Source organism: Streptomyces sp. NPDC048353 (genome assembly GCF_055587165.1).
Map to the genome: position 1 here is coordinate 304,857 of NZ_JBVJGU010000003.1, position 12,256 is coordinate 317,112.

Consider the following 12,256-nt stretch of genomic DNA (forward strand, 5'->3'; position numbering starts at 1 on the left):
CTCCTTCGCGCTGGGGAGCGCGAACGCACCAGGGGGGTTCCTCGCATGACCACAGGCAGGCCGCACCGGGTCGGATACGCCCCGGGGGCGTACGATCTGTTCCATATCGGACATCTCAATATCCTTCGGCACGCGCGGAGTCAGTGCGACTATCTGGTCGCGGGTGTGGTGTCGGACGAGATGGCGGAGCTGGCCAAGGGCCGCCGTCCGATGATCCCGCTGGTGGAGCGGCTGGAGATCGTGCGCAGCGTGAAGTACGTCGACGCGGCGTTCGTGGAGACCGTGCCGGACAAGCTGGAGACCTGGAAGCAGGTCCGGTTCGACGTGCTGTTCAAGGGCGACGACTGGCGGGGTACGCCCAAGGGCGAGCGCCTGGAGCGGGACTTCGCGGGGGTGGGGGTGGAGATCGTCTACTTCCCGTACACGGTCCACACCTCCAGCACGCAGCTCCGGCGCTCGCTCGACCTGCTGGCGCAGGAGGCCGGCCCGGCGGGAGTCAGCGAGGGACAGCGCTGAGCTCGCGGAACCACTTCGCAAGGAAGGCGACGAGGAACAGCGCGCTCACGGCGCCGAGTGCGGTGTAGGCCCAGCGGAAGGCCGGGCCCGCACCGATCAGGACGAAGACCAGGCAGAAGACGCCGTGATCGACGGGGAGCAGCGCGAGCGAGCGGACGGTGGAGTGCGCCTGGGCCGGCGTCCCGGGAGCCGGGCGGGGCTTGAGCTTCTCGGTGAGGAGCCCGCCGAAGAAGGTGACGACGGCGGCGAGCTGGAACCCGAGGGGTACCAGCAGCCAGAGGTCGTCGGCCGTCCCGAAATGTCCGGGGTGGCGGTAGAAGGCGATGAGGACGGCGACGTGCAGCGCGGTGATCTTCGCGCTGTCCACGACGTGGTCGAGCCACTCCCCCGCCGCGCTGCCGCCGCCGCGCAGCCGGGCGAGCTGCCCGTCGGCGGAGTCGAAGGCGAAGCCGACCGCGAGACCGAGCCAGATCAGCAGGCCGAGGGCCCACGTGGGCGTCCCCAGGGCCGCGCCGGCCACCGCCGCGAAGCTGAAGGCGGCGCTGATCAGCGTGACTTGATTGGGCGTCAGGCGACAGACGTACGCCCCGGCCGCGAGGTACCGCCCGACCGGCCGGTTGACGAAGCGCGAATAGAGGGAGACCCCCTTCGCGGACTTCTGGGCTGATCTCAACTCGGTCAGCGCGGTACCGATCGTTCCCACGAACCCCCCCGGGTCATCATGCGTATGGTCACATTTTCGTATGTGTTGGTCCACATCATGACAGCACCGAGAGGCCGCCCCGCACGGGCCGTCCCCGGGAATGGCGTGGACCGTACCTGTCCGGCGGCCGCACGTCACGCCGCCGCGCACGGGTGATCCTCCCCTCGCGGAGGCCGCGGACACGGGCGCGCGGGCGCCCCGTGAGCGCGGCGGACGGCGGTCGCCCGCCGCCGCACGCCCCTGCGCCTCCGTGACGCGTTCCGGGGCCGCGTGGCCGGATCGCGGCGTCGCGCGCCCCGGCGCCCTCCGTGGACAGGCGGCGGGCCGGGGCCGTGACGGCTCAGCCGCTGTACGAGAGCGGGTCGGCCAGGACCTCGCGGACGACGACGGCGGCCGCGCCCCGGGCCGCGTCGGCGCTGGCGGACGCGGCGCGCAGGCGCCCGGCGGAGGGGGTCCAGAGCCCGGAGACCACCCGGCGGGCCAGCTCGTCCTCGACGGCCGGGCCCAGACGGGACATGAGGCGGGGATAGACGCCACCGAGGACGACCGCCTCCGGGTCGAGCAGGTTCACCGCGCCGGACAGGGCGATACCGAGCATCCGCCCGGCCGCCTCGACGGCCGCCACGGCGCGGGGCTCGCCGGCCTCGACCCGTCGGACCAGCTCGTCGACGCCGGAGTCGGCGCCGGAGTCGGCGCTGGAGTCGGCGCTGGAGTCGGCGCCGGACAGCTCGGATGCGGGGGCCGGTGCGGGGGCCGAACCCTCGGGGGCAGGGCTTTCGGAGGTGTGGCTCTCGGGGGTGTGACTTTCGGGGGCAGGGCTCTCGGGGGTGCGGCTCTCGGGGGTGGGCGGGACCGTGAGGCCCGCCGCCCGCAGCAGGGCCGACTGTCCGGCGTACTGCTCCAGGCAGCCCCGGGAGCCGCAGCGGCAGAGCGGGCCGTTCGCGTCCACGGGCAGGTGGCCGATCTCCCCGGCGAAGCCGTGCGCGCCGCGGAGCGGTTCTCCGTCGACGACGATCGCGCCACCGACACCGATCTCGCCCGTGAGGTGGACGAAGCTGCGCACCGGCCCCAGGGAGCCGAACCACAGCTCCGCCAGCGCCGCCACGTTCGCCTCGTTGTCCGAGGCGACCGGCAGCTCCGGTCCGTGGCCCCGCCGCCCGGGGCGCAGGGCGGCCAGCGCCTCGGCGAAGAGGCGGTCGGCCTCCACCCGGTTCCAGCCGAGGTTGGGCGCCTGGTGGACGGTCCCGGCGGAGACGAGCCCGGGCAGGGCGAGCCGTACGCCGACGGGGTGCAGCCGTCGTGCCGCCGCGGCCTCCAGCGCGGCGGCGGCGAGCCGGGCGGCGCGCCGCAGGACGTCGCCCGCGGCGGCCGCGCGGTTGTCGAGGGGTTGGGTGATCCGGATCCGGTCGGCGCCCGCCAGGTCGACGACGCAGACGGACACGTAGTCCACGTTGATCTCGACACCGAGCCCGGCCGGGCCGGTGTCCGCGGCCTTCAGCACCGTCCCCGGCCGTCCGGCCTGCCCGCTGAACGTCTTGCCCGACTCGACCAGGAAGCCGTTCTCCAGGAGCTGTTCGGCCAGTGAGGAGACGGCGGCCCTGGTCAGTCCCACCCGCGCCGCGACCGAGGCGCGGGTGGTCTCGCCCGCTTCGTGGACCGTGCGGAGCACGAGGCTGAGGTTGCGACGGCGCACGCTCGCCTTGTCGGCCTTGGGCCCCGCCTGGCGCGCGTTCCTGGGTCCCACCGGGCGCGCGTTCCCGGTCACCGGAGTCTTCTTCATCGTGCGCCGAGCCTAGGGGGTGTCGCGCACGGCCCGAGGCGCCCGGTGCCGCCCGTGCTCCCCCTCCCCTGCATCCCCGGATACTGTCGCCGCACGGCCTGCCGCCCGACCGGCGGCGCGCCCCGTCCGTGGACGCCCCTTCCCGAAAGGCAGACGCACATGAGGATCCTGGTCGTCGGTGCCGGAGCCACCGGAGGCTACTTCGGGGCCCTGCCGGCCCGCGCCGGACAGGACGTCACCTTCCTCGTCCGCCCGCACCGCGCGACCGTCCTGCGCGCTCGCGGACTGCGGGTCGTCGACCGGGACGAGGAGTGGTCGGTGGAGCCCCGCCTCGTCACCGCCGACGCGCTGACCGACCGGTACGACCTCGTCCTGTTCTCCGTGAAGTCCACCGCCCTCCGGCAGGCGATCGAGGACGTGGCGCCCGCCGTCGGCCCCGGCACCGCCGTGGTGCCGATGCTCAACGGCCTGGCGCACATCGACGCCCTCAACGCGCGCTTCGGCGCCGGGCAGGTCCTCGGCGGCGTCGCCAAGGTGGTCACCACCCTGAACGACGAAGGGGACATCGTCCGCCTGGCGCCCCTGGCCCAGCTGACGATCGGCGAGCAGGGCGGCGGGCTCTCGCCCCGCGTGGAGAAGATCCGGTCCGTGCTCGCCGAGTCGGGCGTCGACGTCCTGGTCTCCGAGGACGTGACGGCGGCGATGTGGCACAAGTGGGTCTTCATCACCACGTTCGGTGCGGTGACCACCCTGATGCGCGGAACGGTGGGCGAGGTGAACGCCGAGCCCGGCGGTACGGAGTTGGGCCCGGCGGTGCTCGCGGAGGCGGCGGCGGTGGCGGCCGCGGCCGGGTATCCCGTACCAGAGCGGGAGACGGCGGCGACGCTGGGCATCGTGACGGCGACCGGCTCCCCGATGGTGCCCTCCCTCTACCGCGATCTGGTGGCCGGGCGACCGACCGAGGTCGAGCACCTCTTCGGCGATCTGGTGGCGCGGGCCCGTGCCCTGTCGGTGGCGACGCCCCTGCTGGACCTCGCCACCCTCCACCTGCGCGTGCACCAGCGGCGCGCCCTGGCGGGCTCCTGACGCCTGTCGGGCCTGGCCGGCGCCCGGCGCGGGTGGGGCGGGTCTCGGGTGACGGGGTCGGGGCCCCTGACAGGTCCGTCCCGGCTGGGCGTCTCCTGGGCGAATTCCGGTCAGTGTCGGGATTCGACGGTCCGCCATCTGCTCGCGCGGTCATCATGGCCGTCGACGGGGCGAGCGGCGGCTCAGGGAGCGGGGACGGATGGGTGAGGCGGAGAGCGGGGGGCTGCGGGGGCTCCAGGCGTGGGTGACCGCGGCGACCGAGCGGGCGGCGAAGCTGCTGCCCCGCGAGGGGCAACAGCCGCCTCCGCGGGAGGAGTACGACGGCTGCGTGGCCGAACTCCGTCAGCTCGAGGCCGCCCTGTACCACGACGACTCCCTCCGGACCAAGATCTCCGTACGCCTGGGGGTCGCGCTGGCGCTGCGCTACCTCGCGGCCGGCGGGGCGCCGGAGGACCGGGAGGAGGCCCGGCGGATACTCAAGGCCACCCGTGAGGACGGCGCGGGGGCGGACGAGGCCGACCGGCGATGGGCCGCCATGTTCCTCGCCCAACTCGCCCTGCCTGTCGCGGAGATGGGTGGGTCATTCGGGGAGGCGCCCCGGATCTCCGATGCTTTCGCCATGCACGACCGGCTGGGCACGGGGCAGGTGGTGGCCGCGGCGCAGGAGATACGCGCGATGCTGGCGGACGTCCAGGGGCTGGCCTCGTCCCTGCCCCCCGAAGCCCGGCAGCAGCTCGAGAACGCCGCCGCCGTCTTCACCTCCCTGGACCGGATGGACGAGGCGGGAGGCATCGCACGGGTCCTCGCGAGCCTCCCGGCCGACTCGCGGTACCGCGAGGAACTCACCGCCCTGGCCGACCTGATACCCGACGTGGACACGACCTCGCGCGCCACCGCCCCGGCTCCCCGGGCCGCCGCGGACGACGCGAGGCCGGCCACTGAGAGCGGCACCCCGACGCCTGCCGACGACGGAAGGCCGGGCGCGGAGAGCGACACCACGACGACAGCGGACGCCGGAAGGCCGGGCGCGGAAAGCGGCACCCCGACGCCCGAGGACGAGGGGACGACCCGCGCCGTCGGCGCCATGATGCCCGCACTCCTCACCGCGTTGGAGGCGTACAGGCGGGGCGACCCGGAGGTCCTGGACCAGACCCTCCGACGGTTGCGCGGGGCGTACGACTCGCTCCCGCCCGACCACGAGCTCCGGCCGGTCCTCGCGTCCGCGCTCGGCGCGGTGATGAGCGTCGGCAGGGGTGTCGGCGGTGCCCTCGTGGACGAGGAGACCGCCCGGAGGCTCAGCTCCGACGTCCCGGACCTCGGCGAGTCGCTCGTCGCCACCGGGGATCCTGAAGGCCTCATGCTCCCCCTGCGGTGCCTGTCCCTGCTCACCCGGCAGAGCGAGGCCGCCGAGGCCGGGGACCTGGCCGCGGTGGACGCCGTCGTCGAGGAGCTGGCGCGGATGGAGGCCGCCACGCCTCCGGACCACATGTTCCGGTCCCTGGTCCTCATCGTCCTGGGCACGGCCCACCAGACGCGCGGCGGGCTCACCCAGGACGTCGCCGAGCAGCTGCGGGGCCTCGCCCGTCACGAGGAGGCGCTGGCGTCGGGAGAGAACACCCCCGCGTCGATGCGCGCGATGTTCCCGACCCTCGCCGCGGACGTACGGAGCATGCGCGCCGCCCTCACCTCCGACCCGGAGCCGCTCCAGGGCGACCTCGCCGCCTCACCGGACGCGCCGACCGGCGACCACTGGATCGCCGCGCTGGCCTTCGTCACCCGCTACCGCCTCACCCAGGACATGGCGGATCTGGAGGGCGCCATCGCGGAGCTGGAGCACGTCCGCTCCGCCGTCCGGCGGGGCGAACGGCACTACTTCGCCGCCGACGCCCTCTGGCAGCTGGCCGAGGTGTACCAGACCCGCTGGGCGCGCCGGAACCTGGAGGACCAGGCGGCGGCCACCGGCACCGCGATGGAGGGGCTGCACGCCCTGGCGGCGGACGTCGTCCTCCAGCTCGGCTCCGAGCACGGACTGACGACGGCGCGTTCCGGCGCGGACCGCGGGGTCCAGGCCGCGCTCTGGTCCGCGCGCAACGCGAAGGTCGAGGAGACCGTCGCAGCACTGGAGTTGGGCCGCGCCCTCGTCCTCCAGGCGGCCTCCACCGCGGCCGCCGTCCCCGAACTCCTGGAGGCCCGCGGGCGGCATGACACCGCCGCCGCGTGGCGGAGCTGGAGCGCGGGACGGCGGACGGCGAACGGCGCGGGGGCGGCCGACGGGACGACGGACGGCACCCCGGCCGACGTCCTTCCCGGGGAGTTGCCGAGCAGCCTGCGCCGGCAGGCGCTCGAAGCGCTCGGCTACCGCGAGCAGGGCCAGGGCCTCTTCACCACGCCGACGGTGGCGGAGCTCCAGGCGGGCCTCGCCGACGCCGACGCGGACGCCCTGGTCTACCTCCTCGCCGGCACGGGCGAGCACCCCGGCATGGCGGTGCTGATCGGTCCCGACATCGGGACCGGCGTGCTCCAACTGCCGCTGATGTCGGGGCCGGGAAGCCGCCCCCTGGACGACTACCTCGAAGCGGCGTCCGTCCGCTCGCGACGGCTGCGCGAGGCAGCCGACACCTCCCGCGCCGCGGACGATCCGGAGGCGGAGCGCGCGGCCCTGCGCGAGGCCGAGGAGGCGTGGGAGACGGCGCTGTCGGCGCTGTGCGACTGGGCGTTCGAGGCGGCCCTCGGGCACGTCCTGCAGGGAGTAGCCCAGCGCCTGGCGGCCAACGAGGACCGGCGCCGCGGCCGGCCCGGCGGGCCCCGGATCGTCCTGGTGCCGTGCGGCCGCCTCGGCGTCGTACCGTGGCACGCCGCCCGGCTCCCGGCGGCCGCGCCCCAGGATTACGCCTGCCAGGTCATGGTCATCAGCTACGCCGCGTCGGGCGGGCAGTTCCTGCGGACGGTGAAGCGGAACCGGCGGGCGCCCGGCGCGGCCCCGGCCCTGGTCGCGGATCCGCGCATGGACCTCACCCACGCCGAGCGCGAGGCCACCGCGCTCTACGCCTCGTTCTATCCGGAGGCCCGGCTCCTCGGCGAGTTCTACGATCCGCCCGCCGAGCCGGTCGCCGCCGGCACGCCCGACGATCTGCTGGGGCTGCTCGGGGGCCCGCGTCCGGTGTCGCTGCTGCACGTCGCCTCGCACGGCTCCGCGGGCGTACGGCCCACGGCGTCGGCGCTGCACCTCGCCTTCCCCGGCGACAGCGAGACCCTGCCTCGGGAGCGGGGCGGCCGGGGCGCCGAGCCGGACCTCGGGATGCTGACGGTGACCCGGCTCCTCGACCACACGGCGGGGGAACGGCCGGCCGTCGACGGGCCGTTGGTTGTTCTGAGCGCCTGCGAGACGGACCTGAGCACCCGCGACCACGACGAGGCGCTGACCCTGACGACGGCGTTCGTGGCGAGCGGGGCGCGGGACGTGGTGGGGTCGCGGTGGACGACCCAGGACGGCGCGTCGGCGGTGATGATGGCGGTCTTCCACCACTTCGTGGCGGTCGAGGGGTTCAGCCCCGCGGACGCGCTCCGGGGGGCGCAGATGTGGATGCTCGACCCGGACCGTACGGCGCCGCCGAGCTTCGGCGAGGAGCTGCGGCGCGAGATGGAGCGCCCGGGCCTCGACCGGCTTCCGGTGTGGGCGGCCTTCATCCACCAGGGGCATCCCGGAATGGGCCGGAGGACGCTGCGCCGATGAACACGACCGAACTCTTCGAACTCCTCGGACGGCACTGGCCGAACATCGTCGCCGCCCTCGACACCGGCCAGCGGGAGGTGCTGGTCTCCCGGCTGCGGGAACTGGCCGGGGCGGCCGGGCAGGACGTCCGGGCCCAGCGCCGGGCGCTCCAGGGCGTCCGGCTGGCTCTCGTGGCGCTGCCGCACGAGCACGAGGTGCGGCGGGCGCTGGACGGCGTGCGGTTCGCCGGGGGCGTTCCCGACGCCGAGACGGCCGTCCTGGCCCGGGACCTGCTGGCCCGGCTCGCGGGGGCAGGGGCTCTGGGGCCGCAAGGGGGCCCGGAGGCGGCGGGGAACGCGGGGGCTGGTGAGGCCCTGGGGGCGGTGGAGGCCGCGGGGACCGGGGAGGTCCCAGGGGCGGCGGAGGCTGGTGAAGTCCCGGAGGCGGCGGGGGCATCCGAGACCGCGGGGACTGGTGAGGTCCCGGAGGCACCCGAGGCCCCCGAGGCGCCCGCAACCGCGAGGAATGGTGAGGGCCCGGAAGCCCCGGCGCCCCTCACCCCCGAGCAGATCATCGCGGGGGTCCGGCGCCGGCTGCTCGACGCGCCCGCGCTCGGGCCCCGGCAGCTTCGGGCCCGGCAGGACGGCGCGTCCCCGCCGGGCGAGCTGATCCGGCTGGCCGATCCGGTGCACGGGACCCGCTACCCGGCCTTCCAGTTCGCGGGCGGGACCGCCGGCACCGGCGGTCCGCTGCCCGTCGTCCTGCGCATCAACCGGCTGCTGCTCGCGGACATCGACCCCTGGGGCGCGGCGGACTGGTGGCTGAGCCGCAACAGCTGGCTCGGCGGACCGCCCGCCTCCCTCCTCGGTGAGCTGCCGGACGAGGTGCTCGCCGGTGCCGCCCGCGCGCTGGTGGAGGCCGACTGATGCCGGGCAACGTCTCCCCCGCCGCGTACACGATGCGGCCCCACGAGCACGTCCTGCCGGCCGGTACGGAGCTGTGGCGGGTGCACAGCGTCAAGCGTCCCGCCGAGCGGTTCAACCCGGTCACCGTCGACGCGCACTTCGGCGGCAACCGCTTCGACGGCACCTCGCTCGACCCGTACTCGTACCTCTACGTGGCGGCCGACCCCGCCACCGCGCTCGCCGAGACGCTGCTGCGGTCCCTGGACTTCGACACCGGGACCGGTCTGCGGCTCGTCCCGTACGCCGCCGTGCGCGGCCGCGCCCTCACGCGGCTGCGGACGCGGGTGGACCTGCGGCTCATCTCGCTGATCACGGAGGAGGACCTGGCCGCGGTCTGCCAGGACTCGTGGCTGCTCGAAGCGGAGGGGGACCGCTATGCGAAGACCCGGCGCTGGGCGAGCGAGATGCGGGCCCAGGAGCCGGGCGCCATGGGGCTGGTGTGGCAGTCGAGGCGGCTGCGGCCCCGGCTCGCCTCCGTCCTCTTCGAGGACCGCTGCGGCGCCGAGGCGCTGACCGCCGCGGACGACGGCGGGTGTACGGACCTCGGCTCGCCGGCCGGTGTCGCGGAGGTCAACCGGCTGCTCGCCCCGCTGCGCGCGGCGGTGGTGCCCCCGTGGCCGGAGTGAGGCGGTAGGGGCCGGAAAACGCTTGTCGGTGGACGAGCGCGGTGCGAGGGTGGCCGCCATGCCGCCGATCACCGACCCGTCGTCAGTCGCCGTCGAACTAAGGGCCGTTCGGCGTGCCGGGGTGGTCCGGATGCACGGACTCGCGCTGCCGGAGCTGCGACGGGCGGCCGAGGCCCGCTCGCCCGACGGCACGGTCGAAGGGCTGCTCCGGCTGGCCGTCGCCCTGCTCGACGCGGGCACGCTGCGGACCGCCGCCGAGTACACGCTGGGGCTGGCCCAGGGCACGCGCGACTGGCCCGCGGCCGACCGGCGACGGCGGGCGGCCGAGGTGTACGGCGTGAGTGTCGAGCGCTTCCGCAAGGCCCATGAGGTGATGGTGCTCGGCCAGGTCGCCGAGACCGTGGCCCGGCTGCTCGACGCCCCGGCGCCCGCGGAGGCGGTGGGATCGGGCCCGGGGATCGCCACCGGGAGTCCGGGGGTCATCGCGGGGAGCGCGGGTCTCGCGTACGGCGGCGGGAGGGGCCCGGGCAGCGCCGACGGCGGACGCACGCCGGGCACTCGCCCCGGCGCCGGTGCGTCGCCCGCGGCCGAGGGTGATCCCCGGACGCACCGGTCCTTGGAGGTCCGGGCCGGCGGGCGCACCGTGCGGCTCACCCTGCACGTCCATCCGGTGGACCTGCTCCGCGACGTCGACGTGGTCGTCTCCCCCGTCAATACGCACCTCGCCCTGCCCGAGCCGTACAAGTCATCCGTCTCCGCCTCCCTCCGCCGCGCCGCGAGCCTCCGGGGCGTGACGGGCGACATGCTCGACGACCCGGTCCACGACGAGCTGCTCCACTGGAAGGCGCACCACGGGACATCGGGCCGCCCGGTGCTGCCGGGGACGGTGGCGGCGACCGGGACGGGGGCGCTCGCCGCGCAGGGCGTGCGGCGGATCTACCACGCCGCCGTCGCCGTGCCGCGCGCCGGGACGAACGACTACGACGTCCTGCCGGCCGATGTCACCCGCGCCGCGACCCAGGTCTTCGCCGGCCTGGCGCGGGAGTCGGCCCGCTTCGACCCTCCTCTGCGCTCGGTGTGCTTCCCGCTCCTCGGGGCGGGCCGCGGCGGTCTTCCGTACCGGGCGAGCATCGCCGCGCTCTGGCCGGCCGTGGAGGCGGAACTGTCGCGCGGCGCGGCCTGGGAGCTCCACTTCGTGGTCCGCGGCCCGGCGGCCGCGGGGGTGCTCGAACGTCTCCTGACCGGAACGCGACCTGCCCGCGACCCGTCCACGACCGGCCGGTCCGGTTGACTGGAGGTGGCGGGCCGGCCGGAGAGCGGGGGACTCGTGACAGGGACTCCGGGCGGCCTCGCCACTTCGCTGGGATCTTCAATTCCGCGATAGGGGAAGTGAATTGAGGAAGGGTCACCTACTGTGATCCATATGGACGGGGGAATGGAACGGTGGGCACACGGTGCCGTCGGACGGCTGACGACCTGGCCGGACCCGGACGGGTACGTCCTGGTCGAGGGGGTCCTGCTGCGCGTGCGGGTACGGCCGGGCGGTCTGGCGCCCGGGGCCGAGGTCGAGGTGCGCCACGACCCCGCGGGCGGCCGACTGGTCGCCCTTCCCGGTCCGGCGTCCGACGCGTGAGCGCCCCGCCGGACGCCGGACACGGCGAGGGGTACGGATACGAGGAGCGGCAGCCCGTCGTGCTGCTCCTGGACACCTCGGCCTCGATGGGCCGCCCCGCCGAGCGGCCGCGGATCGACGAGCTGAACAAGGCCCTCGTCGACTGGTTCGACGGGGTGCGGGCGGAGCCCCGGCTGCGTTCCCGTATCGAGGTGTGCCTGATCACCTTCGACTCGCACGTGCAGGCGTACGACCCCGGGCAGGAGTGCCTGGTCCCGGTGGAGTCGGTCCCGTCGAAACGGCTCTTCGTGCCGGTGGACCGGATGCGGCCGCCCCGGCTGGGAGCCGGCGGGCTGACCCGGCTGACCGACGCCGTGGAGACCGCGCTCGCCCTGGCGCGGGAGCGCTACCGCGCCCTCCAGGACCGCAGGGTGCCGGTGCGGCGCCCGTTCCTGTGGGTGCTGACCGACGGCGCTCCCAGCGACGCCGAGGGCCGGCCCCAGGACGCATGGGCGCTCGCCGCGACCGCGCGGGCGCTGCGGCTCGGCGAGGAGCGGGGCGAGTGCGTCTTCCAGGCCGTCGGGGTCCGGGGGGCGGATCTCGGGCTGCTGCGGGTGCTCGCACCCCAGGCCGCGCTGATGCTCGACACCCTGGATTTCGGCCAGATCCTGGACCTGTTCTTCCAGAGCTCCGACCGGGTCGGCGCCGTGCGGGACGTGGACGACATCCATCGGCAGGTGGCGGACCTGGCTGCGCGCCGCGCACGGATGAAGCGGCTGGAGGAGGGCTTGTGATCGTCGCGGGAGCCTCGGTGACGGGCGCCGCGCACGTCGCCGCGGGCCGGGGCTGCGAGGACGCCTTCCGCGCGGTCGAGACGGAGTGCGGCGGCGTGGTCCTGGCCGTCGCGGACGGCATGGGCAGCCGTGAACGGGCCGCGCTGGGCGCCCGGTTGGCCGTCGACATCGCCTGCCGGGTGCTCTCCGCGGGCCTGCCGGACCGGTCGGCGGGGCCGGAGGAGTGGACCGGCTGGACCGCGGACCGGGGCGCCCGCACCGTCGAGACGTTCCTGCGCGCGGCCCGGGCCGTGGAGGACGCCGTCGCACCGCCGGGGGGCGGGGAACCGGCGGGGAGCACGGGACCGGCGGGAGGCGGAGCGCCCGCGGGGAGCACGGGACCGGCGGGAGGCGGAGCGCCCGCGGGGAGCACGGGACCGGCGGGAGGCGGAGCGCCCGCGGGGAGCACGGGACCGGCGGGGG

The 12,256-nt window shown here is 75.5% G+C and carries 11 protein-coding genes; 9 read left to right on the forward strand and 2 right to left on the reverse strand.

Annotation, left to right across the window (positions count from 1 at the left end; translation table 11 throughout):
* Positions 1-45 precede the first annotated feature (45 nt).
* On the forward strand, positions 46-516 hold the full coding sequence (locus ACZ6RC_RS11790) for an FAD synthase family protein (protein ID WP_391134758.1): 471 nt from the start codon (positions 46-48) through the stop codon (positions 514-516).
* On the opposite strand, the gene ACZ6RC_RS11795 is transcribed toward ACZ6RC_RS11790, so the two are convergent.
* Together ACZ6RC_RS11795 and ACZ6RC_RS11800 are read right to left on the reverse strand one after the other, a co-directional pair.
* On the reverse strand, positions 497-1,219 hold the full coding sequence (locus ACZ6RC_RS11795; RefSeq protein WP_469581378.1) for a CDP-alcohol phosphatidyltransferase family protein: 723 nt from the start codon (positions 1,217-1,219) through the stop codon (positions 497-499). The two genes, ACZ6RC_RS11790 and ACZ6RC_RS11795, sit on opposite strands and share 20 nt — an antisense overlap.
* Positions 1,220-1,559: 340 nt before the next feature.
* Positions 1,560-2,984, reverse strand: a complete 1,425-nt coding sequence (locus ACZ6RC_RS11800; protein WP_469581381.1) for an ROK family protein — start codon at positions 2,982-2,984, stop codon at positions 1,560-1,562.
* 174 nt (positions 2,985-3,158) lie between these two features.
* Here ACZ6RC_RS11800 and ACZ6RC_RS11805 point away from each other — a divergent pair, with 174 nt between their 5' ends.
* From ACZ6RC_RS11805 to ACZ6RC_RS11840, 8 genes are all read left to right on the forward strand, one after another.
* Entirely contained in the window at positions 3,159-4,085 is a 927-nt protein-coding gene (locus ACZ6RC_RS11805; RefSeq protein WP_469581384.1) for a ketopantoate reductase family protein, read from the forward strand.
* Positions 4,086-4,284: 199 nt separating this feature from the next.
* The gene (locus tag ACZ6RC_RS11810; protein ID WP_469581387.1) at positions 4,285-7,818 is read left to right on the forward strand and encodes a CHAT domain-containing protein; all 3,534 of its coding nucleotides are present in this window, start codon (positions 4,285-4,287) and stop codon (positions 7,816-7,818) included.
* A complete protein-coding gene (locus ACZ6RC_RS11815; protein WP_469581390.1) occupies positions 7,815-8,723 on the forward strand; it encodes a hypothetical protein in 909 nt (302 codons plus the stop codon). The genes ACZ6RC_RS11810 and ACZ6RC_RS11815 overlap by 4 nt, the downstream gene beginning before the upstream one ends.
* A complete protein-coding gene (locus tag ACZ6RC_RS11820) occupies positions 8,723-9,388 on the forward strand; it encodes an RES family NAD+ phosphorylase (RefSeq protein ID WP_469581392.1) in 666 nt (221 codons plus the stop codon). The genes ACZ6RC_RS11815 and ACZ6RC_RS11820 overlap by 1 nt, the downstream gene beginning before the upstream one ends.
* Positions 9,389-9,518: 130 nt before the next feature.
* The gene (locus ACZ6RC_RS11825) at positions 9,519-10,679 is read left to right on the forward strand and encodes a macro domain-containing protein (protein ID WP_469581395.1); all 1,161 of its coding nucleotides are present in this window, start codon (positions 9,519-9,521) and stop codon (positions 10,677-10,679) included.
* Between the two features lie 144 nt (positions 10,680-10,823).
* Complete coding sequence (locus ACZ6RC_RS11830) at positions 10,824-11,021, forward strand: hypothetical protein (RefSeq protein ID WP_469581398.1); 198 nt, start codon at positions 10,824-10,826, stop codon at positions 11,019-11,021.
* Positions 11,018-11,794 (forward strand): vWA domain-containing protein, encoded by a 777-nt coding sequence (locus ACZ6RC_RS11835; RefSeq protein WP_469581401.1) that lies wholly within the window; start codon positions 11,018-11,020, stop codon positions 11,792-11,794. Before ACZ6RC_RS11830 ends, ACZ6RC_RS11835 begins: the two co-directional genes overlap by 4 nt.
* Positions 11,791-12,256 (forward strand): protein phosphatase 2C domain-containing protein (locus tag ACZ6RC_RS11840; protein WP_469581404.1); only part of this gene is annotated, 466 nt, incomplete at its 3' end. The genes ACZ6RC_RS11835 and ACZ6RC_RS11840, both read left to right, overlap by 4 nt.